Genomic DNA, 25,466 nt, shown 5'->3' with positions numbered 1-25,466 from the left:
CGTCCGGGCGGACCGTCGCCGCGCCGCGGCCCGGGCACCGCCGGGGACGGGGCCTTCGGGGCCGCCGGCGCGCCCGGCGCACCGGCGCGTCCCGAGGACGGTCTGCGGGGAGTGGCGACGGAGGGCTGCTGCGCAGCGGAACGGTCCAGTCGCAGTTCGTAGTTGCCAGTGCGGGGGTTGAGCACCCACTGGTCTGCGGGGTCGATTTCTTCCGCCCGCCCACGGCTTTGCGCATCCACGGTTGCTCGAATCCTCCGTCGGTGCCTCGCGACGCGCCTCCCCCAAGACGCTCGGTCAACGATCCGGCTGCTGGTGCACGGCCTCATGGTCTGGCCGGGGCACCGGATCGCTCACCTTATCCGCCCCAGTTGACCGCAAACCATGGTGGTGACAAATTCCACTCCCCTTATAACGGGCCAAACCCCCCAAGGCCTTCGGTTCGGGTACCGCCTTTGGGGATTGCTTTACCGGCAATCGGCCGTGCCCGCCGTGGTTCCCGTGAAGGTGGGGACGGGCGCGGGGGTGGATCCGGTTCCCTCCGAGGGCTGCGGGGCCTCGTCTTCGGCGGCGCGGGCGCCCTCCGGGGCCTGTTCGGTTTCGGCCGCCGCCGGGCTCGGCGGGGTCACCGTGAGCGGCTTGTCCGTCCGCAGCTGCTCGAACAGTCGGGCCGCCTCCGGCTGCACCAGCTCGTCCCGGTTGGGGTCGGCGACGTACGGGCGGCGGGGCACCGTCAGGAACTTGACCTGCTCGGCCGGTATGTCCCGGATGCTCCGCACCAGTTCGTACAGACCCCGCAGCGAGGCCAGCCCCGGGTCCGTGGTCACCGAGGAGGTCGCGGCGTCCAGCAGCGGGTACAGCCGGCCCGGGTTCAGCAGCACCCCGGTGCTCTGCACCTTCTTGACCAGCGAGCCGAGGAACTGCTGCTGGCGCTCCATCCGTTCGGTGTCGCTGCCGTTGCCCAGGCTGTAGCGGGCGCGGACGAAGCCGAGGGCCTGCTCGCCGTGCAGGGTCTGCCGGCCGGCCCGGAGCTTCAGCTTCGCCTCCGAGTCGTTCATCGGCTGCTTGAGGCAGACCTCCACCCCGCCGACCGCGTCGACCATCTTCTTGAACCCGGTGAAATCGACCACCATGTGGTGGTCGATCCGGATTCCGGTGAGCTTCTCCACCGTACGGATCGTGCAGGCGGCCCCGCCCCACTCGTACGCCCAGTTGAACTGCGCGAGGCGCTCGGCGGTGCGGCTCCCGTCCGCCGTCAGGCAGGCGGGGATCTGCGTCATCAGGTCCCGCGGTATCGACACCGCGGTCGCGCTCCTGCGGTCCGCGGGCAGGTGCAGCAGGATCGCGGTGTCCGAGCGCTCGGTGCCGCGGTCCCGGCCGTAGCGGGCGTTCTCCTTGCCGGAGCGCGAGTCCGAGCCGATGAGCAGGATGTTCTGCGAGCCGCCCACGGCGTGCGTGGGGCGCTCGCGCTCGTAGCGCTCCAGCTCCGCCGCCGCGGAGGTGTCCTCGGTGATGTTCCCGTCGAGCTTGCGGTAGAGCCACCAGCCGACCGCGCCCCCGCACAGGACCAGCAGGGCCAGACCGAGCGCGATCCAGCGCAGGAGACGGCGCCGGCGGCGGCGCGGGGGCTTCGAGGAGCCTCCGGCCGCTTCGGTGCCGCCCGGTATGCCTGCGCTGTCGGTCACTGGCGTTTCCGTCCCCTCACCACGCACGTGCGGGCCGTACGGCTAAACCACGACCCCAGCCGATCGTGCCCCCACCTCACGCCCCCGGCCCGGGGGCACCCCCTTGTCTAGGCCCGTCCGGGTGACAAATCGCCGTTTGCCCCCCGTGCGTGCCGGCCTCGAACGCGAAACGGCCCCCGGCGGGTGCCGGGGGCCGTTCTCGGGTCTGCGGGGCAGGCCGGGTTACGGGAGGTTGCGGGCCATCACGATCCGCTGGACCTGGTTCGTGCCCTCGTAGATCTGGGGGCTTTACGGCACATGTAGCTCTGACCAGCATCGACACCCTTTACATAGGGGGTCACCCCAGGATTCCCCCATGATCGCTAGCGCGTCGTCCCTGGTCAGAGCAAGGCGCGCCGTTCCATCCCGGCTCAAGGGCTGTTCCCGCCCCCTTGACGCTCGCGCGCCGCCACGACGAAGCTCGTGCAAGTTGGCGTAAGCCACTCGACACCGGAGGCAGCCATGGCACTACGGTTCATCGGGATTGATCCAGACACCGGGCAGCAGGGCTCCCCCACCGTATGGGTGGACGAGGAGAAGGCGGAGCTGGTGCTCCAGGGCTGGAAGCCAGACGAGAAGCTAGAGGCGGAGTGCGCGGCGTTCGAGGTTCCCGGGCACGCTCCGGGCATCCCTCCGCACGAAGCCGTGATTCGGATTCCGGCCCGTATGGTGCCGATGCTCAGGAAGGCGTGCGATGTCGCAGAACGAGCCGGGCTTTAACGAGCTGCTGGCCGCAGCCAAGCACTCGGCTGTGCACCTGGAGCTGCGCGACTCGTACGGCGTCGGGGATGAGGCCGAGGACTTCGAGACCTGGACGCGTACGGGCCAGCGCGACATCGACCCGGCGTCCGCCTACTGGACGCCGTGGGTTGATTTGATTCGCAGCACCGTGGCCCGAGGCGTGGCCGTCCGCCGCGCCCGCGTCGTATCGGAACCGGTTACGGATTACATCCGGTACGAGCACGCCGGCACCGTGGTCAACCTTCACGCCGGGGAGCAAGTCCGCTGGCTGCCCCGGCGGCAGGCTTCGGACATCGCGCTCCCCGGAAACGACTGCTGGGTCTTCGACGGAGAGATCGTGCTCTTCAACCACTTCTCCGGGGATGGGAACTGGTCTGAGCCTGGCTGGGAGGTTCGTTCCGAGCCCGCTGTTGCGCGGCTGGCCTCGGCTGCGTTCGAGGCAGTCTGGGAGCGCGGCATCCCGCACGAGAAGTTCACGGTCTGACCTGACGGAATACGAAGAGCCCACTCATGTCTGCGTCCCCCTCGTCCAGCGCCCAAGCCGCCCGCGAAGCCATCGCCGCCCGTCTCGGGGGCCTACGCAAAGACGCGGAGCTGACCGGGCATGAGTTGGCTCTTCGATGCGGCTGGAGTCCCGCGAAGTCGTCACGCATCGAGCGCGCCAAGACCCCTGCATCGGCGGCCGACATCCGCGCCTGGTGCAAAGCGTGCGGAGCAGAAGACCAGACAGACGACCTGATCGCGGCCAACCGCCAAGCCGACCAGATGTACGTCCACTGGCAAAAGCTGCACCGCCACGGCATGCGCCGGGCGCAGGAGGAAGTTGTCCCCCTGTACGAGCAGACCCGCCACTTCCGCGTGTACTGCTCGAACGTGGTGCCGGGCATGCTCCAGACCGAGGCGTACGCGGCAGCCCTGCTATCGACCATCGCCGCCTTTCAGGGCACCCCTGACGACTCGCAGACAGCAGCGGAATCCCGAATCGAACGCTCGCGCGTTCTCCACGAAGGTAGCCACCGCTTCGCGCTGCTGCTGGAAGAAACGGTGCTCCGCTACCGAATTGGCGACGCCTCCGCCATGGCCGGACAGCTTGGCTATCTGCTGGCTGTCATGGCGCTGCCGAACGTAAGCCTTGGGGTCATCCCCTTCACGGCCCAGCGGTTTGTCTGGCCCCTGGAAGCCTTCTATCTGTTCGACGGCCGTCAAGCGAGCGTGGAACTGCTGACGGCCGCAGTGAACGTCACGGCGCCCAGCGAGGTTGCCACGTACGCCAAGGCGTTCTCAGAGCTGTCCAAGCTCGCTGTCTACGGCGCCCCCGCCCGGGCTCTGATCTCGGACGCGATTACCTCACTCGGGTAGTTCGCGTGCAAGCTCGCGCAAGACCCTGGATGCCCCACTGGTGCCCTCTCTAACGTCGTCTTCACGCCGAGTAACGGCGAGCACCGCACAGTGTGCGTGTGCGGTTAGGGGCGCGACATGGCGAGGACGAAGAAGACGAAGGCCCCGGAGTTCGACCGGGACGCGTGGGAGTACCTGACCTACGCGCCCGGACACGAGTGCTCCGCCTGTCACCGGCCCATCGGGGACCTGGAGCCGGCCCTCCGAGGGGCCATTGACCGTACCTCGGGCGCGCCCGCCCCCGTCTATCGGCACGACAAGTGCCCCGCCCGTGCGGTGGCCGCGTGATGGACATGCAGACCTGGCGAGACGGCCACACACGGGCCACGGACGCTGTCGAATCCCTACGCGCAGCCTTGGCCGCTCTCGGCGTCCCCGAGAGCGCCTGGAGCGGTGTGCGCCCCACGGTCACCTACAACGGCCTCGCGTACGTGCACCTGGGGATGCTCCCGGCGGACGTGGTGGAGCAGATAGCCGAGGCCATGAGGGCCACCAGAGCTTCCGCCCACTGAGGGCGGGAGACGGCCCTCAGCGGGCCGTCAGATGATCAGGAAGGGCAACGATGACCGACCTGTACGCGCTCAACATCGACACCGCCGCCTTCTCGAAGGCATGCGGAGGCAACACCCACCCGGACGGCGAGGCGTGCGTGACCCTCGCCAAGATCGGCCCGAACGCGTGGGCCATGGGTGACAGCAAGCGGCCGGACGCGGAGCCGCTGCGCTTCACCACGGCGGAGCTGGACGCGGCGGGTATCGACCCCAGGCGGTTCGACCTCTCCGCCTGATCCCTAAGCACCACCTGACTGACGGCCCCGCCCACACGCCGACGGGCGGGGCCGTCGCCATTCCCAGGATCGGAGCAGAGCAGTGCATCACCACGGCTACGCATGGGTTGGGGAGAAGGCAGCGTTCGACAAGGAGGGGCTTCGTCGGCCGCCCGGGGAGCAGCCAACCGCTACCAGTCCGGAAGATGTGAGACAGCGCCACCGTCAGGCGGCGGCGGAGTTCCCGTACTCCGACCTCCCGCCTATCCAGACAGCGCACTGGCTTATGAAGCCCGCCTCCTTGGTACGCGGCACGTGGGAGGAGCCCAAGGAGGCCGGGGAATGGGTGGGGCTTCAACTCGCTGAGTTCGCGCCCCGGTTTGGCTCCATCCAAGACGCTGAGGCGACGCGTCTCGTGCTCCTGGTGAAGTCCGCTGTCGAGCGGCTGACGTGGGGCGGGGATGTGTCCCTGGGCCACTATCTCAGCGGCAAGGTCTTCCACTCCGTGGCCGTAGTGACCTGCTCACCGAACCGCGCTGAACGCCATCTGCCCTGTCCTCTGAAGTAGTCGATGCAACGAATCAAGCCCCGGCCGATTGGCCGGGGCTTGATTCGTTTGGTGGACCGTTCAGAGCAGTGCGCGGAACGGGTTGGCATCGTTAACCGGGGCTGCCTGCCGCTGCACTGGCACATCCACGGGGGCTTTCTTCGGGGTGGGACGGTAGGCGTCCATCTGGACGACCGTGGCGCGCTTCACGTCACGGTCCGCGCTGGCCGGCTGAGGGGTGGGAGAAGGGTCCGGCTGCTCTGCGTGAACGGGAGTGTCACCGCGGAGCGTGAAAACGGTGGCCGGTCGACCGGTCTTTCCCGGCCGTTCCACGGTGGCCACTATTCCGGGCAGTGCCTTGACCTCTTCAGCGGTCGCCCCCACGTACGGGAGGACCTGAGAGGAAGTGGCCCGTCCACCGTTCAGTTCGATCCGGGCACGGACCTTGCCCGCAAGACCGAGGGGCTGCCGCTTGGCTCTCGGGGCGTCGGCCCCTTTGGTGATCCGTACCGCGTCCTGGACGGAACGGCGCACGAGCGTGAAGGCTGCGGACAGGATCTCGTCCGTGACGGTCTCGGAGCACTCGGAAGCGGCAAGGCAGGCGGCCACCCGAAGGGTCTGTTCCGCAGTCCGCTCGATGAAGACCGCCTGCCCTTCGGGCAAGGTCTCGCCCAAGATGCGCGCGTACCGGCGAACGATCCGCCACAACGGACGGGCGTCCTCGGAGAGCGTGATCACACGGGGCCGTGCGGTGGCCCCTCCGTAAGCGTCTGACAGCTCGGAGCCGTCCACCTTGGGCAGGCTCACGCGGTCGTCGTCCAGCATCGGGACCGCACCGAGCAGGAAGGGCAGGATGCGGTTGTTCACGTGATCTCCTCGGGAACAAAAAAGCCCCCGAGTCGCCTCGGGGGCCATAGAAAATATGAAGTTCGGGAACTACGGGTCCAACCAACCGTCACTACTCACCATCGAGTCCCAGTACCGCCTTGGCCTTGTCGGTCACCTCTCCGCCGGCCTTGCCTGCGAGGGTGCCCAAGTAACCGTCCCGCCGCGCCTTCTTCAGGTGATCCTTGACCGTCTCGGGCCGACGTTCGATCAAGCGGGCAAGCCAAGGAATCGGCGCTGGGGCACCGCTTTCCGCCATGGCGGAGTACGCCAGCGTGAGCGTCGCCAGATAGCGCTCTGAGACTCCCTCGGCCGCCAGGAGGCGCCCGGCAGCCTCGCCCGTAGCTTCCACCTGCCGCGAGAGGTCCTCAAGCGTTCGCTGGGCCTCTGGCGCCTTCTTGGCCAGGTTCAACGCTGCGGCAATGTCCAGCCTCCTGAGAACAGTCGTAGAGATCCCGCGCGCAACGTCACGTGGCTCGGCACCGTCGACCGGCTCCAAGGTCATGCGCTGCGGGCCTCCCGTGATCGACCCAGTCGGCCACCACATCCGGATCACCCAACTGCCCTGCTGCTGGGTGATCTCGAATCCGCTCTCGTCTACCTTCATGCCCCCCACCGTACACCACCCGGGGTGACCCACCCTGTGTTGACAACCCAGGGTGGTCAGTGTGCAGACTGAGGCCGGGGCGGCCATGCACGACACCGGGGGGGCGGCCCATTCATCGACTGAAAGGCCGGCACTGCTGTGGCAAGGGCATGGGTAGCGGGCTCGAAGGACGACGTGAAGAAGTGGACGACGTTCTGGTACGACCCGGATGGCAAGCAGCGTCAGAAGTCGTTCGAGACCAAGAAGCGCGCCGACGACCACCGGAAGCGGAAGGAGCAGGAGCTAGACGCCGGGACCTACCTGGACGACAAGCTGGGGAAGCAGCCCGTGACGGCGGTCTGGGAGCAGTGGACCAATCAAAGGAAGCTGGAGAACAGCACCAAGAAGCAGTACCGCTCGATCCAGAACACGACCCTTGAACCGTTCTTCAAGGCTCGCTCCATCGTGTCCTTGAAGGTCGCGGACATCGAGCAGTGGCTGTTGTGGATGGAGCAGGACCGGAAGCTGGCAGCCCGGACCCGACGCCAACGGTTCTCGTTCTTCTCCGGGATGATGGATTGGGCCGTGGTCAACGAGATCATCGGGCGCAACCCGTGCAAGAAGGTCAGGCACGCTGGCAGCCGCGCCAAGGAGATCCGCGAGCACAAGAACAACGCCCGGCGGCTGACGACTCGGGAAGTCCTGGCCATGCTGAACGGGGCCCCACCCCGGTACAGAGCGATGCTCTGGCTGATGGCGGGATGCGGGCTCCGCATCGGTGAGGCCATGGCGGTCTCGCGCGACCAGATCGACTTCCAGGCCGAGGTCCTGCGCGTCGATTTCCAGATTGCGGAGGACGGCGAATCCAAGTCGGGGAAGAACAGTGCGCTACAGCGGCGGCACATCAAGGCCCGTGACGAGGAGGAGCCGGGGCGCGTCGTGCCCCTTCCGCCGAACGTGGCCTTCGAGCTGCGCAGGCACATCAAGAACCACGGCACATGGGGACCAGAGCGTCTGCTGTTCCCGAACATCACCCGGACCGGGTACGTGTACGCCTCGTACTTCTACCGGCAGATCTGGTTGGTGGCCCTGACGAAGGGCGAGGTGTCCTACTGCAAACCGCACTCCATGCGGCACTACTACGGGTCCCGATTGCTCTACGCGGGCGTCCCTGAGAACGACGTGGCCGACTGGATGGGGCACAGCAGTACGGATGTGCTCCGCGAGCACTACCACTACCTCTTCGAAGGGGCCGGGCAGCGCGGACGTGCAGCCATCGCGACCATGCTGACCCCCGGTGCGGACGACCCCACCGAGCGGGATGAGGTCGCCTGATCCGACCACACGAAAGGCCCCCGGCATCGCGCCGGGGGCCTTGTCGTTTGTGCAGGTCAGCACACATTTCCAGCCCAGTGTCAGCCCAGGATTTCCCCAGCATGACGCCCAGGAACAGCCTGGAACGGGCCCGACCGGACCGGAAGCCGATCACTGCTCCCGGTTCATCGGAGAAGGATGCTGACCTGCGAAAACACTGCTACGGCAGGTTCCTTGCCATGACGATGCGCTGGACCTGGTTCGTGCCTTCATAAATCTGGGTGATCTTCGCGTCGCGCATCATGCGCTCGACCGGGTAGTCGCGGGTGTAGCCGTAGCCGCCGAGGAGCTGGACGGCGTCCGTGGTGACCTCCATGGCGATGTCGGAGGCGAAGCACTTGGCCGCCGCGCCCAGGTACGTCAGGTCGGCGTCCCCGCGCTCGGAGGCGGCGGCGGCCTGGTAGGTCAGGGCGCGGGCGGCCGAGACCTTCATGGCCATGTCGGCGAGCATGAACTGCACGCCCTGGAAGTCGCCGATCGGCTTGCCGAACTGCTTGCGCTCCTGGACGTACCCCTTGGCGTAGTCCAGGGCGCCCTGGGCGATGCCGAGCGCCTGGGCCGCGATGGTGATGCGGGTGTGGTCGAGGGTCTTCATCGCCGTGGCGAAGCCGGTGCCCTCGGCGCCGATCATGCGGTCGGCCGGGATCCGCACGTTGTCGAGGTAGACCTCGCGGGTCGGGGAGCCCTTGATGCCGAGCTTCTTCTCCGGGGCGCCGAAGGAGACGCCCTCGTCGCCCTTCTCGACGACGAAGGCGCTGATGCCCTTGGAGCGCTTCTCCGGGTCGGTGACGGCCATGACCGTGTAGTACTCGGAGACGCCCGCGTTGGTGATCCAGCGCTTGACGCCGTTGAGGACCCAGAAGTCCCCGTCGCGCACGGCGCGGGTCTTCATGCCCGCCGCGTCCGAGCCCGCGTCGGGCTCGGAGAGGCAGTACGAGAACATGCCGTCGCCCTTGGCCAGCGGGCCGAGGTACTTCTTCTTCAGGTCCTCGGAGCCGGAGAGGATCACCGGGAGCGAACCGAGCTTGTTCACGGCCGGGATCAGCGAGGAGGACGCGCAGACGCGGGCCACCTCCTCGATCACGATCACGGTGGCCAGCGCGTCCGCGCCGGCGCCGCCGTAGACCTCGGGGACGTGGACGGCGTGCAGGTCGTTGGCGACGAGCGCGTCGTGGGCCTCCTGCGGGAAGCGGGCCTCCTCGTCGACCGCCGCGGCGAACGGCAGGATCTTCGCCTCGGCGAGCGAGCGGACGGACTCGCGGAGCATGTCGTGCTCCTCGGCCGGGCGGTACAGGTCGAAGTCGGCAGAACCCGCCAAGACTCTCACTCCCCAAGTGTGATGCGTGATGCTAACTACCGTTAAGTAACCCAAATCTTAGTGTCCGGCGTCCCGGCAGCGATATGTACGGCGTACGTGAGCTGCGTGACAGCCGGGTCTCCTGGGGAACGTCCCCCGTGACCGGCCCGACTATGCTCAGTGGCCGCAAACGGCCCCGCACCTCTGGAGCATCCATGGCCCCCCTCAGGATCACTGTGATCGGCACCGGCTACCTCGGCGCGACCCACGCCGCGGCGATGGCGGAGCTGGGCTTCGAGGTGCTCGGGCTGGACGTGGTGCCGGAGAAGATCGAGATGCTGTCCGCGGGCCGGGTGCCGATGTACGAGCCCGGACTGGAGGAACTCCTCGCCGCGCACGTCGAGGGCCTGCCGGGCTCCACCGGGCGGCTGCGCTTCACGCAGTCCTGGGAGGAGGTCGGCGCCTTCGGCGACGTCCACTTCGTCTGCGTGAACACCCCGCAGAAGCACGGCGAGTACGCCTGCGACATGAGTTACGTCGACTCCGCGATCGAGTCCCTCGCCCCGCACCTGACCCGCCCGGTCCTGGTCGTCGGCAAGTCCACCGTGCCCGTGGGCTCGGCGGAGCGGCTCGCCGCGAAGCTGGCCGGGCTGGCCCCCGCGGGCGACGAGGTCGAGCTGGCGTGGAACCCGGAGTTCCTGCGCGAGGGCTTCGCCGTGCAGGACACCCTGCACCCCGACCGGATCGTGATCGGCGTCCACGGCGAGCGCGGCGAGAAGGTGCTGCGCGAGGTGTACGGGACCCCGATGGCCGAGGGCAGCCCGCTGGTGGTGACCGACTTCCCGACGGCCGAGCTCGTCAAGACCGCCGCCAATTCCTTCCTCGCCACCAAGATCTCCTTCATCAACGCGATGGCGGAGGTCTGCGAGGCGGCCGGCGGCGACGTGGTCAAGCTCGCCGAGGCCATCGGCCACGACGACCGCATCGGCAAGAAGTTCCTGCGCGCCGGCATCGGCTTCGGCGGCGGCTGCCTGCCCAAGGACATCCGCGCCTTCATGGCGCGCGCCGGCGAGCTCGGCGCCGACCAGGCGCTGACCTTCCTGCGCGAGGTCGACTCCATCAACATGCGCCGCCGCGGCCACATGGTCGAGCTGGCCCGCGAGGCCGTGGGCGGGTCCTTCCTCGGCAAGCGGGTCGCCGTGCTCGGCGCCACCTTCAAGCCGGACTCCGACGACGTCCGCGACTCCCCCGCGCTGAACGTGGCCGGGCAGATCCACCTCCAGGGCGGCCAGGTCACCGTCTACGACCCGAAGGGCATGGACAATGCCCGCCGGGTCTTCCCGACGCTCGGGTACGCGGACTCGGCGCTGGAGGCGGCCCGCGGCGCGGAGGTCGTCCTGCACCTCACGGAGTGGCGCGAGTTCCGCGACCTCGACCCGGTGGAGCTGGGCGCGGTCGTCACCGACCGCCTGATCCTCGACGGCCGCAACGCCCTGGACACCGACCGCTGGCGCGCGGCCGGCTGGACCTACCGCGCGATGGGCCGCCCGCGCGCGTAAGGCCCGGGCCGCCCGCACGGGTGAGCCCGGGACCGGGCACGCCGGTCACACCGCTCACGCCGGTCTGCGGTGCTGGGCGGCACGCGCCGTGAACTCCGCGTCGCGCAGCACCCGCTGGGCGTTGCCCCAGGTCAGCAGGGCCAGGTCGGTCTCCGACCAGCCCCGGTCCAGCAGTTCCGCGATCAGCCGCGGATAGCCCGAGGGGTCGGTCAGGCCCGTCGGACGGGGGACGCCCGGCTCGGTGCCGAAGGTGGCGCCGAGGCCGACGCCGTGCGGGCCGGCCACCGCCCGTACGTGTTCCACGTGGTCGGCCACCGCGTGCAGGGAGTCCCCGGTCTGCGCGGTGTCGAAGGTGACCATCGCCAGGCCCTGCGCGGCCCGCAGGGCCAGCAGCACCTCGTCGGTGACGTTCCCCGGATGCGGGTTCAGCGCCGCGGCCGCGGTGTGCGAGACGATCACCGGCGCCTTGGAGGCGCCTGCCAGCTGGCAGGCCACCTCCGGCGTGCAGCCGGTCAGGTCCACGAGCATCGCCAGCCGGTTCATCTCCTTGACCACCTCGTGGCCGAAGGGCGTCAGCTCCTCCCCGGCCCAGGGCGCTCCCGCCGGCGCGAGGATCCGCACGCCCAGCGCGTGGAAGGCGCGCAGCGCGCCCAGCGAGTCGGTCAGCGTACGGCCGGGCACGGGGCCCAGGAACGAGGCGATCCGGCCCCGGTTGCGGGCATCGGCCATGTCGTCCGCGGTCAGCGCGAGGCACAGGCCGTCCGGGTACCGGCGCATCAGGGCGAGCGCCACGTCGATCTGGTCGAGGGTGTCGGACAGCACCTGGTCGGCGGCCTCCGCCTCGCGCGGCAGCATCAGCGACCAGAACTGGGCACCCACCCCGCCGGCGCGCAGCCGCGGGATGTCGGTGTCGACACCGCTGTCGGGGGTGTCGATGTCGTGGTACGGGCTCTGGCGCAGGGTCCAGACGAGGGTGTTGTGCCCGTCGGCGACGGGATGCACGGACAGCAGCGCGACGGCCCGGTCCAGCGCACTGCCCGTCACCGGGGCGGGCGCGTCCTCGGCTCCCGCGGCGCCCGGGCCCGTAGGGACCGTGTCGGCGGTGTACGCGGTGTGCGCCGCATAGGCGCTGTGCGGTTCATCCTGCAGGTCGGCCATGGCGTTCGGCTCCGGTCTCGGCGGCAGCAGGGAGAGAGATGCTGCCACGGTGACACGCGGGGCGGCCGGGTCGCCCGGCGGACGTGGCGTTCGGGTGTAACCCGCAAGTCACACCCCTCGCCACAGCCGCCGGGAGAGCCGGCTCCGAGTCCGCCGGCGGCTACAGCACCGCGTTCGAGGGGCCGCGGGACGCCGAGAGCTCGCGCGCCACCGCCTCCGCGTCGCGCAGCGCCCGTACGGCGTTGGACCAGGTCAGCTTGGCCAGGTCGGCCCGCGACCAGCCGCGCGCGAGGAGCTCCGCGATCAGGTTCGGGTAGCCCGCCACGTCGTCCAGCCCGGCCGGGGTGAAGGCCGTGCCGTCGTAGTCCCCGCCGATGCCGATGTGGTCGACGCCGGCCACCTCGCGCATGTGGTCCAGGTGGTCGGCGACCGTGGCGGCCGTGGCCACCGGGCGGGGACGCCCGGCCTCGAAGGCCCGGTGCAGGGCCATCGCCTCGGGCGTGGTGTCGAGGTGGTGGAAGCCGTGCGCGCGCAGGTTCTCGTCCGCCGCCAGGGTCCACTCGACGGCTGCCGGGAGGATGAACTTCGGTACGAACGTGGCCATCGCGACGCCGCCGTTGGCCGGCAGCTGCTCCAGCACGTCGTCCGGGATGTTGCGCGGGTGCTCGCACACCGCCAGCGAGGACGAGTGCGAGAAGATCACCGGCGCGGCCGAGACGGCGAGCGCGTCGCGCATCGTCGTCGCGGCGACGTGCGAGAGGTCGACGAGCATGCCGATGCGGTTCATCTCGCGGACGACCTCGCGGCCGAAGTCGCTCAGACCGCCGTGGCGCGGCTCGTCGGTCGCCGAGTCCGCCCAGTCGATCGTGTCGTTGTGCGTGAGCGTCATGTACCGCACGCCCAGCTGGTGCAGGGCGCGCAGCGTGGCGAGCGAGTTGTTGATGGAGTGGCCGCCCTCGGCACCCATCAGCGAGGCGATCCGGCCGTCGGCGCGGGCCGCCTCCATGTCGTCGGCCGTCAGGGCCCGTACGAGGTCCGCCGGGTAACGGTCGATCAGCTGGGCGACGGCGTCGATCTGTTCCAAGGTGGCGCTGACCGCCGTGTCGCCCGCGTAGTCGGAGCGCACGTACACCGACCAGAACTGCGCGCCGACGCCGCCGGCGCGCAGCCGGGGGATGTCGGTGTGCAGCCGGCCGCTCTGGTCGTCGGCGATGTCGCGCCGGGCCAGGTCGTAGCGCACCTGCTCGCGCAGCGCCCACGGCAGGTCGTTGTGCCCGTCGACGACCGGGTGCTCGGCGAGCAGCTCCCGCGCCTCGCTCAGGCGCTGCGCGGCGCTCACTTGCCGAATCCGAAGGAGTCGGCGCCCGCGACCTTCGTCCGCAGCCGCTTGCCCTTCTCGGTGGCCTGGTCGTTCAGCTCCTGCTGGAAGTCCTTCATCCGGCCGAGCAGCTCAGGGTCGTGGGCGGCCAGCATCCGTACGGCCAGCAGCCCGGCGTTGCGCGCCCCGGCGACGGAGACGGTGGCGACGGGAACCCCGGCGGGCATCTGGACGATCGACAACAGGGAGTCCATGCCGTCGAGGTACTTCAGCGGCACCGGGACGCCGATGACCGGCAGCGGGGTGACGGAGGCGAGCATGCCGGGCAGGTGGGCGGCGCCGCCGGCCCCGGCGATGATCGCCTTGAGGCCGCGGCCGGCGGCCTGCTCCCCGTAAGCGACCATCTCGCGCGGCATGCGGTGCGCCGAGACCACGTCGACCTCGTACGGGATCTCGAACTCGTCGAGGGCCTGGGCGGCGGCCTCCATGACGGGCCAGTCGGAGTCCGAGCCCATGACGATGCCGATGACGGGACCTGCGGTGGAGTTGCTCATGTGGTGATGGTTCCCCTGAGGTAGCCGGCTGCGTGGCGTGCGCGTTCCAGCACATCGTCCAGGTCGTCGCCGTAGGTGTTGACGTGGCCGACCTTGCGGCCGTGTTTCACGTCCTTGCCGTACATGTGGATCTTGAGCTGCGGGTCGTGGGCCATGCAGTGCAGGTACGCCGCGTACATGTCGGGGTAGTCACCGCCGAGCACGTTCGCCATGACCGTCCAGCGGGCCCGGGGGCGCGGGTCGCCCAGGGGGAGGTCCAGGACCGCGCGTACGTGGTTGGCGAACTGGGAGGTGATCGCGCCGTCCTGGGTCCAGTGGCCGCTGTTGTGCGGGCGCATCGCCAGTTCGTTGACGAGGATCCGGCCGTCAACGGTCTCGAACAGCTCCACGGCCAGGTGACCGGTCACGCCGAGTTCCTTGGCGATGCGCAGGGCGAGGGCCTGGGCCTCGCCCGCGAGGGCCTCGGAGAGGTTCGGGGCGGGGGCGATCACCGTGTCGCACACGCCGTCGACCTGGACGGACTCGACCACCGGGTAGGCCACGGCCTGGCCGTGCGGGGAGCGGACGATGTTGGCCGCGAGCTCGCGGACGAAGTCGACCTTCTCCTCCGCCAGGACGGGCACGCCCGCCTTGAAGGGCGCTTCGGCGTCCTCGGGGGTGCGGACGAACCACACGCCCTTGCCGTCGTAGCCGCCCCGCACGGTCTTGAGGATGATCGGGAAGCCGCCCGCCTCGGCCGCGAAGGCCGCCGCGTCCGCCGGGTCGCTCACGATCCTGTGGCGGGGGCTCGGGGCGCCGATCTCGTCGAGCTTCGCACGCATCACCCCCTTGTCGGCGGCGTGCATCAACGCGTCGGGCCCCGGGCGGACGGGGATGCCGTCCGCTTCCAGGGCCCGGAGGTGCTCGATGGGCACGTGCTCGTGGTCGAAAGTGATCACATCGCAGCCGCGCGCGAAGGCGCGCAACGTCTCCAGATCGCGATAGTCGCCGATGACGACGTCGCTCACGACCTGGGCCGCCGAGTCCTGTGGGGTGTCACTGAGGAGCTTGAATCTGATGCCGAGGGGGATACCCGCCTCGTGGGTCATGCGGGCGAGCTGACCGCCGCCGACCATGCCGACTACCGGGAACGTCACCTCTCCAGGGTATCCGCCGGTATTCCGCCATCCGGACGTGCCCCTGGCCCGTTCTGGTCGACGCGCGTAGCGTTTCGTGCTCCGTGTGCCGTGCGTCGCACGGTGTGCGAAGGCACAGACGGGCCCGTGGGGCGACACTTAGCATGGCCGGGTTGACCGGAGGTGGCAGACGCCTCCACGGACGCCCCCCGAGCGGGGCGAGGACGACAGGACTGATCCATCACATGAGTAGGCCGCAGCAGGGTTCTGCGCTCGAACGCGTAAGGGGCCTCGCCCGCGAGGTCGCGAAGTTCGGGGCCGTCGGCGGCATCGGCGTACTCGTCAACCTGGGCGTCTTCAACCTGATCCGCCACACGACCGACCTCCAGGTCGTCCGGGCGAGCGTCATAGCCACCGTCGTGGCCATCGTCACCAACTACCTGGGCTTCCGGTACTTCACCTACCGCGACCGCGCCCGCACCGGCGGCTCCCGCGAGCTGCCGCTGTTCGTGGCCTTCAGCGTGATCGGCCTGGTGATCGAGAACGGCGTGCTGTACACCGCCACCTACGGGTTCGGCTGGGACGGCCCGCTCGCCACGAACGTGTTCAAGTTCATCGGCATCGGCACGGCCACCGTGTTCCGCTTCTGGTCGTACCGGACGTGGGTCTTCAAGGCCCTGCCGGAACCGGCGTCCGCGGGGGCCCCGGTCCCCGCCTCCGTGGTCTCCTCGCCGCGCGGCCGGGCCGCCGGGAGCCGGGCCCCCGAGCCCGCCCGCAAGTAGCGGCCCGCCCGCTCAGCGCACCGTCTGCTCCGGCTCGGGGCGCTCCGGCGCCGTCCGGCTGAGGAACAGCGCGAACACCGGCGGCTGCGTCTGCAGCAGCTCCAGGCGCCCCCCGTCGGCCTCCGCGAGGTCCCGGGCGACCGCCAGCCCGATCCCGGTGGAGTTGCGCCCGCTGATCGCCCGCTCGAAGATCCGGTTGCCGAGGTCCGGCGGAACCCCGGGCCCCTCGTCCGTGACCTCCAGGACCGCCTGGTTCCCGATCACGCGGGTACGCAGCGCGACGGTGCCGCCACCGTGCATCAGCGCGTTCTCCACGAGGGTCGCCAGCACCTGCGAGACCGCGCCCGGGGTGCCGACGGCCCGCATGCCCGTCTTGCCGGAGCGCACGATGGCCCGCCCCGCGCTGCGGTAGGCCGGCCGCCACTCCTCCACCTGCTGCTTGACGACCTCGTCCAGGTCGAAGGGGACCGCCGAGCCCGTCCGGGGGTCCCGCGAGTTCGTCAGCAGCCGCTCGACCACGTCCGTGAGCCGCTCCACCTGGGTCAGGGCGATCGTCGCCTCTTCCCTCACGGTCTCCAGGTCGTCGGTGACCGTGATCTCCTCCAGCCGCATCGACAGCGCCGTGAGCGGGGTGCGCAGCTGGTGCGAGGCGTCCGCGGCGAGGCGCCGCTCGGCGGTCAGCATCCGCCCGATCCGCTCCGCGCTGGAGTCCAGTACGTCGGCGACCCGGTCCAGCTCGGGGACCCCGTACCGCTTGTGCCGGGGCCGCGGGTCGCCGGATCCGAGCCGCTCGGCGGTCTCGGCCAGGTCGGTGAGCGGCGAGGTCAGCCGGTTGGCCTGCCGTACGGCGAGCAGTACGGCCGCCACGACGGCGAGCAGAGCCACCGCTCCGACCACGGCGAGGGTCCGGCCGACCTCCCGGGTCACCGTGGAGCGGGACTCCTCGACGACGACGGTCTCGCCCTGTTCCCCCTTGGCGGTGCCGCGGATGACGCTGTCGGGGATCCGGTCGCCGACCTCCACGGGCGGCTGCCCGGGGACGGTGATCCGGGCGTACCCGCCCATGTCCAGCTGCTCGGCGAGGGCCCGGGCGTCGATGGGCTTGCGCTCCAGGACGCTCGACTCGACCATGCCGACCAGGCGCAGCGCCTCGGACTCGATGCGGTCCTGGGCGCTGCTGGTGATCGTCCGGGTCTCCACGATCACGAGGGAGACCCCGAAGACGGCGATCACGACGAGCACCACGGCGAGCGTGGAGTTGATCAGGCGGCGGCGCATGGTTCCGGGGGCCGCTCAGCTCTTCTCGAAGCGGAAGCCGACCCCGCGGACGGTGGCGATGTAGCGCGGGTTCGCGGCGTCGTCGCCGAGCTTCTTGCGCAGCCAGGAGATGTGCATGTCGAGGGTCTTCGTGGAGGACCACCAGGTGGTGTCCCAGACCTCGCGCATCAGCTGGTCGCGGGTGACGACCCGGCCGGCGTCGCGGACCAGGACCCGGAGCAGGTCGAACTCCTTGGCCGTGAGCTGGAGCTCCTCCTCGCCCATCCACGCGCGGTGCGATTCGACGTCGATCCGCACGCCGTGGGTGGCGGGGGCCTGGGTGGCGTCGCCCGCGCCGCGCCGCAGCAGGGCCCGGACCCGGGCCAGCAGTTCGGCGAGTCGGAACGGCTTGGTCACGTAGTCGTCGGCGCCGGCGTCCAGGCCGACGACCGTGTCGACCTCGTCCGCCCGGGCGGTGAGTACGAGGATGGGGAAGCCGTGGCCCTCGGCGCGCAGCCGGCGGGCGACCTCGAGGCCGTCCATGCCCGGCAGGCCCAGATCCAGGACGACGAGATCGACGCCGCCCTGAAGTCCCGCGTCCAGGGCGGTGGGGCCGTCCTCCCGGACCTCGACCTCGTACCCCTCCCGGCGCAGGGCGCGGGCCAGGGGTTCCGAGATGGATGCGTCGTCCTCGGCGAGCAGTACACGCGTCATGTGGGTGATGGTAGTCCGCGGCAGGTGCGCGCAGGGGCGTGCCTCAAGACCCCTTTCGATCTGGGCTTATGAACTACTAACGGCCTTCGAATACGATCAAACGGTTCCCCGGAATCCTGTGATCCATATCTCAAGTCCTTCCATATGCCGCAGTGTCCTGTCGTATGGTGGCGAGACGCCTGATGCACTACCCAGGGGACCTTTGTGCCGAAAAGCGAGCCAAAGACCTCAAATTCTGCTCTGGTCGGTTTCATCCGGCCCAGATGACAGTGAATGACCTGTGGGCCGGGCCCCGCGTGCGACCGTTCGCGCCGGGGCGTGGATCCCGGTTACGGACATCCCCTGCCCCCCTCCTTCGAGGACGGGGGCAGACCCCTGGGCGTGGGGTGGGACGTTCGTCGCCGGTGCCGGCCACCCCCCACCGGGCGCTGTTCCGCTCACGAAGCGAAGCGTCCCGAGCAAGCAAGGATCGACCATGGCTTCCAGCCTGACGAGGGACTCGGCGGACCCGTCCACCGAGAAGACCTTCTTCGGCCACCCCCGTGGCCTGGCCACTCTGTTCATGACCGAGATGTGGGAGCGTTTCTCCTACTACGGCATGCGTGCACTCCTGGTGTACTACCTGGTCTCGGGCGGCGCCGACGCCGCCACGGGCAGCCAGGGTGGCGGTCTGGCCATGACCGCGGCCACCACCACGGCCATCTACTCCGTGTACGTCTCCATGGTCTACCTGATGGCCATGCCGGGCGGCTGGTTCGGTGACCGTGTCTGGGGCGCCCGCAAGACGGTCGCCATCGCCGGCTTCGTGATCATGGCCGGTCACCTCTCCCTGGCCGTCCCCGGCCAGGCGATGTTCTTCGTCGGTCTGATCCTCGTCGCGGCGGGCTCCGGTCTGCTGAAGGCCAACATCTCCACGATGGTCGGTCACCTGTACAACGGCCCGGAGGACCCGCGCCGTGACGGTGGCTTCACGCTCTTCTACATCGGCATCAACCTCGGCGCCTTCGTCGCCCCGCTCGTCGTCGGCACGGTCGGCAAGGAGCACAACTGGCACCTGGGCTTCGCCCTCGCCGCCGCCGGCATGGGCCTGGGTCTGACCCAGTTCCTGCTCGGCACCAAGCACCTGAGCCCGAAGAGCAGCATCGTTCCGAACCCGCTGTCGGCGGAGGAGCGCAAGGCCGTCCTGACCAAGGTCGTCCTCGCGGTCGTGGGCATCGCCGTCTTCTACGGCGCGGTCGTCGCCCTCGGCGCGTACACGCTGAACTGGGCTCTGGTCCCGCTGACCCTCGCCGGTCTGTTCATCCCGATCGCCGTCCTGACCCGCATCAAGCGCGACAAGGACCTCTCGGGCGCCGAGCAGTCGAAGATGACCGCGTACATCTGGTTCTTCATCGCCGCGGCCGTCTTCTGGATGATCTACGACCAGGGTGGCTCCACGCTGTCCCTGTTCGCGGACGACAAGACCGCCGACACCGTCTTCGGCCTCGGCTTCTCGGCCACCTGGTACCAGTCGCTGAACCCGCTGTTCGTGATGGCGCTGGCCCCGGTCTTCGCCTGGCTGTGGGTGTGGCTGGCGCGCAAGAACCAGGAGCCGAACACCATCGTGAAGTTCGCGATGGGCCTGGTCCTGATCGGTGCCTCGTTCTTCGTCTTCATCATCCCGATGAACATGGCGGGCGGCGACGTCAAGGTCTCCCCGATGTGGCTGGTCTCGATCTACATGATCCAGACCATCGGCGAGCTCTGCGTCTCCCCGGTCGGCCTCTCGGTCACCACGAAGATGGCTCCGCAGAAGTACGCCTCCCAGATGATGGGTGTCTGGTTCCTCGCGGTCACCGCCGGTGACTGCATCACCAGCCTCCTCTCCATCGGCGGTGTGGACCTGAACGGTCTCGGCGTGATCGCCCTGCAGGCGGCAGCCGCCGTCGTGGCCGGCTTCGCGGTCTACGCGTACCGCAAGAAGGTCCAGGCGCTCATGGGCGACGTGCACTGACGCACCCCCTCTGACGCACGCGGCGGCCCGGCACACCATGAGGTGTGCCGGGCCGCCGTGTCGTTCGCCCGTACGGATTACCGCGTACCGCGCAGGCGGCGCCACGGGGTGAAGGTGAAGACCGCGCCGCCGAGCAGGATCACCGTGCCGGCGACCAGGGCCAGGGCCTTGATGCCGCCCTCGTCCTCGGCGCCCGTCTCGGCGAGGCCGCCCGAGGCGGAGGTGGAGCCGGTGGTGGACGGCGAGCCGGAGCCGCCCGACTGGGCGGTGGTGTCGAGCTCCAGCGAGACGCCGCTGCTGGCCGCCTTGCAGGGCACGTTGATCGGGGTGGCCCCCGGGGCCATCGTGACGTCGATCGTCAGCTGGTCCGGGCTCAGCGTGACCTTGCCGGTCTTGCCGGGCTTGTAGGTGCCGGTCATGTCGCTGAGGCTGACCGGGGCCTTGTCCGGGATCGGCTCGGCGTTGGCGGGGCCGGAGACCTTGACCGTGCCGCTGTCGGCGCCGCCGAGCTTGATGTTCATCGAGGGCTTGAGGGCGCCGGCCGGCAGGGCCATGGGGCTGGCCATCGCGCCCTTGGCGGTCTTGACGGTCAGGCCGTAGCTGCCGCCGTTCTTCTTGGCGTTGATCGTGACGGGCGTCTTGATGCCGCCGGGGACGACCGGCCCGCAGTCGAAGGCGACCTCCACGGGCTTGCCGGGGAAGTCGGTCTGGCCCCCGCTGCCGCCGCTGGTGGCACCGCCGTTCGCCGCGCCGCCGCTGGTGGCACCGCCGTTCGCCGCGCCGCCGTTGGTGGCACCGCCGTTCGCCGCGCCGCCGTTGGTGGCACCCCCGTTCGTGGCACCGCCGTCGGTCGCTCCGCCGTTCGTGGCGCCGCCGTTCGTCGTGCCGCCGCTCGTGCCGGCCGCCACGTCGATGGTGGCCCCGACGCCCACGTCACCGGTGGGCGCGCACTTGGTCACGAAGGTGCCGAAGGAGAAGGTGACCGCGACGTCGTACTTCCCGGGGGTCAGCGTGATCTTGCCCGCCTTGGTGAGCTTCAGCTTCCCCTTCATCGTGGACATCTGCATGGGGGCCTTCTTGGGGATCGGCGGGTTCTTCTTCTCCCCGACGACCTTCAGCTCGCCGCCCCCGCCGCCGACCGTGATCCAGCCGGTGGGCTGGACCGAGTCCTGCGGGATGTCCATCAGGTCCGTGTTGTTCGAGGCCGGCTTCACCGTCTCCCAGGACACGTCGACCTCGTCACCGACCTTCGCCGAAGCCGGGGCGCTGATCTTGGCGGTGGTCTCTCCCTGGACCGGGTCGCCGCCGCCCGCCGGCGGTACGCACTTGACGTTGAACTTGGTCTCGGCCGCCTGGGCGGGAGTGGCCCCGATGGCGATGCCGGCGCCGCCGAGCAGCAGCGCGATCACGGCCGCGCTCACCCTCCGTTGGGTCTTCACAAAGGTCCCTTCGTCGTCGGACTGTTCTCAGACGGTGCGGACGCCTGTGGTACGTGTGGTGATCTCGGCCCCGGCGCGCTGTCCGGGGTGAACCACGGCAGGACCGCCGTGGTGGCTCGGGGGGAGGACGGCGCGGCCGCCGGAGCGGACTCCTGTTCCGCCACCGGCGCCTTCGCGCCCCGGTGGCGGCCGCCGCCCGGAGCGGCCGCCGGCGGCCGGACCCTGTCCACGACGGCCATGCCGACGCGGAAGACCGCGGCCGGGACCACCAGCAGGAGCAGGCCCCAGAACAGCAGCACCCCGTACGGGCGGTCCACGCCCCAGGGCTGGGTCGCCACGACCGTGTCCCCGTACTTGAGGGAGACGGTGTAGTCCCCGTACGCCCCCGCCGCGAGGCTGACGCCCAGCCGGACCTCCGCCTTGCCGCCCGGCGGGATCGTGCCCTTCCAGCGGACCTCGTCCCACAGCGGCGCGAACACCCCGTGGGCGGTCCCGAGCCGGAAGACCGGATCCTTGACGGGCGCCGAGCCCAGGTTTCCGACGGTGACCGTGAACGTCCGGCTGGGCGGGGCGCCGAACCAGGTCAGCACCCCGTCCCCGCCCTCCAGCCGGACCCCGGTGAGCATCGCCAGGCGCGCCGTGCCGGACTCGGCGGGCAGCTCGGCCACCGGATGGTCCGTGATCTTCAGCGGGGCGGCGACGGTGGACTGGTCCCCGTTGACGGAGGTCACGTTGACCACGCAGGGGCAGGGCTTGGGCGGTGCGGCCACGGCCAGCCGGGCGGCGAAGCGCCCGTCGTCGCCGACCGGGACCGCGGCGCCCTCGGCGTTGGCGCAGCTGTTGGTGCCGCCGATCATGTTCTGCCCGCAGACCAGCAGCATCACCAGGGTCTTGGCGCGCCAGCCGGTGCCGGTGACGGTGATCTCGGTGCCCTTCGCGGCCTCCTGGAGCGAGAGCGCCACGGCGGGCTCGCCCTCGGCGGCGACGGCCGCCGGGGCCGGGAACAGGACCAGGGCGCACAGCGCCAGCCCCGCCGCGATGAGGGCCATGGCCTTGCCGCCGACCGTCGCGCTCACCTGGATGCTCCCGTCAGCTCGTGTTCCGGTGCCCGGTTCTCCCCGGGTACGGGCTCCCCGTCCGCCGTCGCCGCGCCGCGGGCCCGCCTGCCGCGTACGAGGAGCAGCGCGGCCAGGACGACCCCGCCGAGCCCGCACAGCCCGGCGCCGAGCCGGGCCGCGACACCCCAGGGCACGAACCGCGCGGAGGCGGTGGCGGTGGCCGGGGCCGCGCCGGGGGCGGTGACCGTGAGGGTGAGGTCGACGTCGTCGAGGACCGGGGCTCCGGGCCAGGGCTCGGTCAGCGACACCCGCTGGCCGGGGAGCAGTTCCACGGGCAGGGCGCGGGCGGTGCGGCCCGGGACCTCGCCGAAGAGCCCCTCGGCGCGCAGGGCCAGTTCGGGGGCGAGGGCCACGTTGCCCCGGTTGACCAGGGTGTACGCGACGACCGCGCGGGCGCCCCGGCCGCGTACGGAGACGTCCTCGACCGTGAGGGCGGCCAGCGTCGGGCCGCCGACGCGCAGGTGGACCCGTACGCCCACCTCCCGGCCGTCCGCGGCGGCGATCACGGCGGCCGGGTGGTCGCCGGGGAGGGAGGCGGGCGGCAGGGTGACGGTGAAGGGGACCACCGCGCGGGTGCGGGGCGGGACCTTCACGGTGGTGGCGGCCCCGAAGCTGAACCAGGAGCCGGCGCCCGGGACCCCGCCGTCCCGGCGGCCCCCGGCCGCGAGGTCGGCCGGGCGTACGGCGAGGGCGCCGGCGGCCGTGTTGTAGGCGTCGGCTCCGCGCAGGGTGACGGTGCGCTCCCGGTCGGAGGTGTTGGTCAGGGCCAGCCGGTCCTCCAGGACGGTTCCGGCGGGGCCCGCGAGGTAGAAGTACGGGCGCGCCGGCGCGGCGCCCGCCGCCGCGGGCTCGGCGGTCCAGCCGGCCTCGTCGGCGGTGGCGGCAGCGGTGGCGGCGGTGGCGCCGCCCGCGGCCCCGAGCAGCAGGGTCGCGGCGAGCAACGCGGTGCACAGGCGCCGGCCGGTGGTGGGGGTGGGGGGCACGGGCATGGCCGGGGGTGCTCCGTTCAGGACCGGGCCCGCTGGCCGCGCCGGGTCAGCCAGAGCACGCCGACGGCGCCGGTCAGCAGCACGGTGGCGCCGAGGGTGCCGAGGGCGAGGGCGGAGTCGGTGGGGCCGGTCTGCGGGAGGGTGTCCTGAGCACCGCCGGAGCCGCCGGGCGACGCGGCGCCCGTCACGTCCAGCTCCAGGGAGGGCTTGGGGCTGTTGCCCGGGGTGCAGGTGGTGGTGGTCCCCAGCGCCTTGATGGTGAGCACGCCCGCGGTGAAGGTGACCTTGCCGCTCTTCTTGGGGGTGTAGGTGCCCGAGAGGTCGGTGATCTTGATGGGGGTGTTGGCGGGCACGGCCTCGGGGTTGGATGCGCCCGAGACCGGCACCGACGCCGTGTCGGCGCCGCGGACGAGGACGACGGCGCTGGGGCTCATGGCACCCTTGCCGAGTTCGACGGGGCTGGACGAGACGCCCTTCTGGAAGGACATCGTCAGCTTGTACCCGTCGCCCTCCTTGACGGCCTTGATGTCGATCGGCGAGACCGCCGACTTGTCCCCGATCGGGGTCTTGCAGTCGTACGCGACGTCGACGACGTCCGCATGGGCTGCGGGGGCGGCCAGCAGGACCGCCGTTCCGGCCAGCGCGGAGGCCAGCGCGAGCGCGGTGGAGCGTTTCCGGTCGGACACCTTCGTCTTCCCCTCGTGCCACAAATTCCTGACGGGACATCAGATTGGTGGCTCAAGGTACGCCCGGGGCCTTACGGAGGGAAGACAAAGGACAGGCCGGGATTGACCGTTCGTCAGTGCGCGCGGACGCCCTTCTGCCAGACCGCCGAGACCAGCGGAACGCCCGGCCGGTAGGCCAGGTGGACGTGGCTCGGGGCCTCCAGGAGGGCCAGGTCGGCGCGGGCCCCGGGGGCGATCCGGCCGATGTCGCCGCGGCGCAGTGCGCGGGCGCCGCCGGCGGTGGCGGACCAGAGCGCCTCGTCCGGGGTCATCCCCATGTCGCGCACGGCGAGCGCGATGCAGAAGGGCATCGAGCTCGTGTACGAGGAGCCCGGGTTGCAGTCCGTGGACAGTGCGACGGTGGCGCCCGCGTCGATCAGGCGGCGGGCATCGGGCCACTGCGCGCGGGTGGAGAACTCGGCGCCGGGCAGGAGGGTGGCGACGGTGGTGTCCGCGGCCTGGACCAGGGCGTCGACGTCGGCGTCGGTGAGGTGGGTGCAGTGGTCGGCGGAGGCGGCCTCCAGCTCCACGGCGAGCTGCACGCCGGGGCCGTAGGAGAGCTGGTTGGCGTGGACGCGCGGGATCAGCCCGGCGGCGGCGCCGGCGGTCAGGATCGCGCGGGCCTGGTCGCCGTCGAAGGCGCCCTTCTCGCAGAACACGTCGACCCAGCGGGCGTACGGGGCGCAGGCCGTCAGCATCTCGCCGGTGACGAGGTCGACGTAGCCGGCCGGGTCCTCGGCGTAGTCGGGCGAGACGATGTGCGCGCCGAGGTAGGTGACCTCCTCGGTGTGCGCGGCGGCGATGCGCAGGGCGCGGGCCTCGTCGGCGACGGTGAGGCCGTAGCCGGACTTGGTCTCGAAGGTGGTGGTGCCCTGGCGGCGGGCCTCGTCGAGGTGGCGGACGAGGCCCGCCTCCAGCTCGGCGTCGGTGGCGGCGCGGGTGGCGGCGACGGTGGTGCGGATGCCGCCGGCGGAGTAGGCGCGGCCGGACATCCGGGCGTTGAACTCCTGGGTGCGGTCGCCGGCGAAGACGAGGTGGGAGTGGGAGTCGACGAAGCCGGGGATGACTGCGCGGCCGTTCGCGTCGAACGCGGAGTCGGCGGTCGGGGCCTGGCCGGCGGGGCCGACCCAGGCGATGGTCTCGCCGTCGATGACGACGGCCGCGTTCTCGATCAGGCCGAGGGGTGACCCGTCGCCGAGGGCGGGGTCGTTGGTGACGAGGCTGCCGATGTTGGTGACGAGGGTGGTGGTCATGGGTTCCTCTCGGGAGGTTCGTTCCCCCCACCCCGCCCCTTCCCGAAACCGGGGCCTGCGGCCCCGGCCCCCGCTCCTGGGGGCTCTGCCCCCGGACCCCCGGGTGCACCGGGCGCGGAACGCCCGGCATCGGGGTCCGGGGCGGTGCCCCGGGGAACGGGGGAAGGGCGGGTAGGG

At 70.7% G+C, this 25,466-nt stretch carries 26 protein-coding genes and 1 pseudogene; 11 read left to right on the top strand and 16 right to left on the bottom strand.

The window, feature by feature from the left end; translation table 11 throughout:
• Both K7B10_RS24695 and K7B10_RS24690 read right to left on the bottom strand, forming a co-directional pair.
• A pseudogene (locus K7B10_RS24695) lies at positions 1 to 239 on the bottom strand (LCP family protein); the annotation flags it as partial.
• Between the two features lie 225 nt (positions 240 to 464).
• Positions 465 to 1,682 carry an LCP family protein gene (locus K7B10_RS24690; protein WP_229339189.1) on the bottom strand — a complete coding sequence of 406 codons (1,218 nt, stop codon included), beginning with the start codon at positions 1,680 to 1,682 and terminating at the stop codon, positions 465 to 467.
• 501 nt (positions 1,683 to 2,183) lie between these two features.
• On the opposite strand from K7B10_RS24690, the gene K7B10_RS24685 reads away from it, so the two are divergent.
• The 7 genes from K7B10_RS24685 (at position 2,184) to K7B10_RS24655 (ending at position 5,194) form a co-directional block, all read left to right on the top strand.
• Positions 2,184 to 2,441, top strand: coding sequence for a hypothetical protein (locus K7B10_RS24685; protein WP_229339187.1), 258 nt, complete (start codon positions 2,184 to 2,186; stop codon positions 2,439 to 2,441).
• Complete coding sequence (locus tag K7B10_RS24680; protein ID WP_229339185.1) at positions 2,416 to 2,946, top strand: DUF6879 family protein; 531 nt, start codon at positions 2,416 to 2,418, stop codon at positions 2,944 to 2,946. The genes K7B10_RS24685 and K7B10_RS24680 overlap by 26 nt, the downstream gene beginning before the upstream one ends.
• A 26-nt stretch (positions 2,947 to 2,972) precedes the next feature.
• Positions 2,973 to 3,821: a helix-turn-helix domain-containing protein gene (locus K7B10_RS24675; RefSeq protein ID WP_229339183.1), complete on the top strand. Its 849-nt coding sequence runs from the start codon at positions 2,973 to 2,975 to the stop codon at positions 3,819 to 3,821.
• A gap of 117 nt (positions 3,822 to 3,938) precedes the next feature.
• Positions 3,939 to 4,148 carry a hypothetical protein gene (locus tag K7B10_RS24670; RefSeq protein ID WP_229339181.1) on the top strand — a complete coding sequence of 70 codons (210 nt, stop codon included), beginning with the start codon at positions 3,939 to 3,941 and terminating at the stop codon, positions 4,146 to 4,148.
• 68 nt (positions 4,149 to 4,216) lie between these two features.
• Positions 4,217 to 4,372: a hypothetical protein gene (locus tag K7B10_RS24665; RefSeq protein ID WP_229339180.1), complete on the top strand. Its 156-nt coding sequence runs from the start codon at positions 4,217 to 4,219 to the stop codon at positions 4,370 to 4,372.
• 50 nt (positions 4,373 to 4,422) lie between these two features.
• The gene (locus K7B10_RS24660) at positions 4,423 to 4,647 is read left to right on the top strand and encodes a DUF397 domain-containing protein (RefSeq protein ID WP_229339178.1); all 225 of its coding nucleotides are present in this window, start codon (positions 4,423 to 4,425) and stop codon (positions 4,645 to 4,647) included.
• 82 nt (positions 4,648 to 4,729) lie between these two features.
• Positions 4,730 to 5,194 (top strand): hypothetical protein, encoded by a 465-nt coding sequence (locus tag K7B10_RS24655; protein ID WP_229339176.1) that lies wholly within the window; start codon positions 4,730 to 4,732, stop codon positions 5,192 to 5,194.
• Between the two features lie 60 nt (positions 5,195 to 5,254).
• Here the strand turns inward: K7B10_RS24655 and K7B10_RS24650 are convergent, their stop codons facing one another.
• Both K7B10_RS24650 and K7B10_RS24645 read right to left on the bottom strand, forming a co-directional pair.
• On the bottom strand, positions 5,255 to 6,040 hold the full coding sequence (locus K7B10_RS24650) for a YfjI family protein (RefSeq protein WP_229339174.1): 786 nt from the start codon (positions 6,038 to 6,040) through the stop codon (positions 5,255 to 5,257).
• Positions 6,041 to 6,131: 91 nt separating this feature from the next.
• Positions 6,132 to 6,665, bottom strand: a complete 534-nt coding sequence (locus K7B10_RS24645; RefSeq protein ID WP_229339172.1) for a hypothetical protein — start codon at positions 6,663 to 6,665, stop codon at positions 6,132 to 6,134.
• Positions 6,666 to 6,803: 138 nt separating this feature from the next.
• Here K7B10_RS24645 and K7B10_RS24640 point away from each other — a divergent pair, with 138 nt between their 5' ends.
• Positions 6,804 to 7,979 (top strand): tyrosine-type recombinase/integrase, encoded by a 1,176-nt coding sequence (locus K7B10_RS24640; RefSeq protein WP_308284634.1) that lies wholly within the window; start codon positions 6,804 to 6,806, stop codon positions 7,977 to 7,979.
• A gap of 199 nt (positions 7,980 to 8,178) precedes the next feature.
• Here K7B10_RS24640 and K7B10_RS24635 read toward each other — a convergent pair whose 3' ends face one another.
• Positions 8,179 to 9,336, bottom strand: coding sequence for an acyl-CoA dehydrogenase family protein (locus K7B10_RS24635; protein WP_229339168.1), 1,158 nt, complete (start codon positions 9,334 to 9,336; stop codon positions 8,179 to 8,181).
• Between the two features lie 194 nt (positions 9,337 to 9,530).
• On the opposite strand from K7B10_RS24635, the gene K7B10_RS24630 reads away from it, so the two are divergent.
• Positions 9,531 to 10,874 carry a UDP-glucose dehydrogenase family protein gene (locus K7B10_RS24630; RefSeq protein WP_229339166.1) on the top strand — a complete coding sequence of 448 codons (1,344 nt, stop codon included), beginning with the start codon at positions 9,531 to 9,533 and terminating at the stop codon, positions 10,872 to 10,874.
• Between the two features lie 54 nt (positions 10,875 to 10,928).
• Here the strand turns inward: K7B10_RS24630 and K7B10_RS24625 are convergent, their stop codons facing one another.
• The 4 genes from K7B10_RS24625 to K7B10_RS24610 form a co-directional block, all read right to left on the bottom strand.
• Positions 10,929 to 12,080, bottom strand: a complete 1,152-nt coding sequence (locus K7B10_RS24625; protein WP_229339164.1) for a membrane dipeptidase — start codon at positions 12,078 to 12,080, stop codon at positions 10,929 to 10,931.
• Positions 12,081 to 12,192: 112 nt separating this feature from the next.
• Positions 12,193 to 13,371 carry a dipeptidase gene (locus tag K7B10_RS24620; RefSeq protein WP_229339162.1) on the bottom strand — a complete coding sequence of 393 codons (1,179 nt, stop codon included), beginning with the start codon at positions 13,369 to 13,371 and terminating at the stop codon, positions 12,193 to 12,195.
• Entirely contained in the window at positions 13,368 to 13,904 is a 537-nt protein-coding gene (purE, locus tag K7B10_RS24615) for a 5-(carboxyamino)imidazole ribonucleotide mutase (RefSeq protein WP_030865969.1), read from the bottom strand. The genes K7B10_RS24620 and purE overlap by 4 nt, the downstream gene beginning before the upstream one ends.
• Positions 13,901 to 15,040 (bottom strand): 5-(carboxyamino)imidazole ribonucleotide synthase, encoded by a 1,140-nt coding sequence (locus K7B10_RS24610; RefSeq protein ID WP_229339161.1) that lies wholly within the window; start codon positions 15,038 to 15,040, stop codon positions 13,901 to 13,903. Before K7B10_RS24610 ends, purE begins: the two co-directional genes overlap by 4 nt.
• Positions 15,041 to 15,264: 224 nt before the next feature.
• On the opposite strand from K7B10_RS24610, the gene K7B10_RS24605 reads away from it, so the two are divergent.
• Entirely contained in the window at positions 15,265 to 15,801 is a 537-nt protein-coding gene (locus tag K7B10_RS24605) for a GtrA family protein (RefSeq protein WP_229339159.1), read from the top strand.
• A gap of 12 nt (positions 15,802 to 15,813) precedes the next feature.
• Here the strand turns inward: K7B10_RS24605 and K7B10_RS24600 are convergent, their stop codons facing one another.
• On the bottom strand, positions 15,814 to 17,079 hold the full coding sequence (locus K7B10_RS24600; protein WP_229339157.1) for a sensor histidine kinase: 1,266 nt from the start codon (positions 17,077 to 17,079) through the stop codon (positions 15,814 to 15,816).
• Positions 17,080 to 17,094: 15 nt separating this feature from the next.
• A complete protein-coding gene (locus K7B10_RS24595; protein WP_048479095.1) occupies positions 17,095 to 17,772 on the bottom strand; it encodes a response regulator transcription factor in 678 nt (225 codons plus the stop codon).
• Positions 17,773 to 18,247: 475 nt separating this feature from the next.
• Between K7B10_RS24595 and K7B10_RS24590 the strand changes: the two genes are divergently transcribed.
• A complete protein-coding gene (locus K7B10_RS24590) occupies positions 18,248 to 19,765 on the top strand; it encodes a peptide MFS transporter (protein ID WP_229339155.1) in 1,518 nt (505 codons plus the stop codon).
• Positions 19,766 to 19,842: 77 nt separating this feature from the next.
• Here the strand turns inward: K7B10_RS24590 and K7B10_RS24585 are convergent, their stop codons facing one another.
• The 5 genes from K7B10_RS24585 to hutI form a co-directional block, all read right to left on the bottom strand.
• Positions 19,843 to 21,186: a hypothetical protein gene (locus K7B10_RS24585; RefSeq protein ID WP_229339152.1), complete on the bottom strand. Its 1,344-nt coding sequence runs from the start codon at positions 21,184 to 21,186 to the stop codon at positions 19,843 to 19,845.
• Positions 21,187 to 21,200: 14 nt separating this feature from the next.
• Positions 21,201 to 22,280: a neocarzinostatin apoprotein domain-containing protein gene (locus K7B10_RS24580; protein WP_229339150.1), complete on the bottom strand. Its 1,080-nt coding sequence runs from the start codon at positions 22,278 to 22,280 to the stop codon at positions 21,201 to 21,203.
• Positions 22,277 to 23,311: a COG1470 family protein gene (locus K7B10_RS24575; protein WP_229339148.1), complete on the bottom strand. Its 1,035-nt coding sequence runs from the start codon at positions 23,309 to 23,311 to the stop codon at positions 22,277 to 22,279. The genes K7B10_RS24580 and K7B10_RS24575 overlap by 4 nt, the downstream gene beginning before the upstream one ends.
• A gap of 17 nt (positions 23,312 to 23,328) precedes the next feature.
• A complete protein-coding gene (locus tag K7B10_RS24570) occupies positions 23,329 to 23,997 on the bottom strand; it encodes an LPXTG cell wall anchor domain-containing protein (protein WP_229339146.1) in 669 nt (222 codons plus the stop codon).
• A 113-nt stretch (positions 23,998 to 24,110) separates the two neighbouring features.
• Complete coding sequence (gene hutI / locus K7B10_RS24565; RefSeq protein WP_229339143.1) at positions 24,111 to 25,289, bottom strand: imidazolonepropionase; 1,179 nt, start codon at positions 25,287 to 25,289, stop codon at positions 24,111 to 24,113.
• Positions 25,290 to 25,466 lie beyond the last annotated feature (177 nt).

It is taken from the genome of Streptomyces flavotricini (assembly GCF_020639365.1).
Classification (GTDB): domain Bacteria; phylum Actinomycetota; class Actinomycetes; order Streptomycetales; family Streptomycetaceae; genus Streptomyces; species Streptomyces flavotricini.
The sequence above is the reverse complement of the archived record's forward strand: the minus strand, read 5'-3'. Positions and strand labels throughout refer to the sequence as shown.

What these genes read in the sequence shown, in the direction of transcription:
- K7B10_RS24685 (WP_229339187.1), top strand. Translation starts at nt 2,184, where the DNA reads ATGGCACTACGGTTCATCGGGATTGATCCAGACACCGGGCAGCAGGGC.
- K7B10_RS24680 (WP_229339185.1), top strand. Translation starts at nt 2,416, where the DNA reads ATGTCGCAGAACGAGCCGGGCTTTAACGAGCTGCTGGCCGCAGCCAAG.
- K7B10_RS24675 (WP_229339183.1), top strand. Translation starts at nt 2,973, where the DNA reads ATGTCTGCGTCCCCCTCGTCCAGCGCCCAAGCCGCCCGCGAAGCCATC.
- K7B10_RS24670 (WP_229339181.1), top strand. Translation starts at nt 3,939, where the DNA reads ATGGCGAGGACGAAGAAGACGAAGGCCCCGGAGTTCGACCGGGACGCG.
- K7B10_RS24660 (WP_229339178.1), top strand. Translation starts at nt 4,423, where the DNA reads ATGACCGACCTGTACGCGCTCAACATCGACACCGCCGCCTTCTCGAAG.
- K7B10_RS24645 (WP_229339172.1), bottom strand. Translation starts at nt 6,665, where the DNA reads ATGAAGGTAGACGAGAGCGGATTCGAGATCACCCAGCAGCAGGGCAGT.
- K7B10_RS24630 (WP_229339166.1), top strand. Translation starts at nt 9,531, where the DNA reads ATGGCCCCCCTCAGGATCACTGTGATCGGCACCGGCTACCTCGGCGCG.
- purE (WP_030865969.1), bottom strand. Translation starts at nt 13,904, where the DNA reads ATGAGCAACTCCACCGCAGGTCCCGTCATCGGCATCGTCATGGGCTCG.
- K7B10_RS24605 (WP_229339159.1), top strand. Translation starts at nt 15,265, where the DNA reads ATGAGTAGGCCGCAGCAGGGTTCTGCGCTCGAACGCGTAAGGGGCCTC.
- K7B10_RS24600 (WP_229339157.1), bottom strand. Translation starts at nt 17,079, where the DNA reads ATGCGCCGCCGCCTGATCAACTCCACGCTCGCCGTGGTGCTCGTCGTG.
- K7B10_RS24595 (WP_048479095.1), bottom strand. Translation starts at nt 17,772, where the DNA reads ATGACGCGTGTACTGCTCGCCGAGGACGACGCATCCATCTCGGAACCC.
- K7B10_RS24590 (WP_229339155.1), top strand. Translation starts at nt 18,248, where the DNA reads ATGGCTTCCAGCCTGACGAGGGACTCGGCGGACCCGTCCACCGAGAAG.
- K7B10_RS24575 (WP_229339148.1), bottom strand. Translation starts at nt 23,311, where the DNA reads ATGCCCGTGCCCCCCACCCCCACCACCGGCCGGCGCCTGTGCACCGCG.
- hutI (WP_229339143.1), bottom strand. Translation starts at nt 25,289, where the DNA reads ATGACCACCACCCTCGTCACCAACATCGGCAGCCTCGTCACCAACGAC.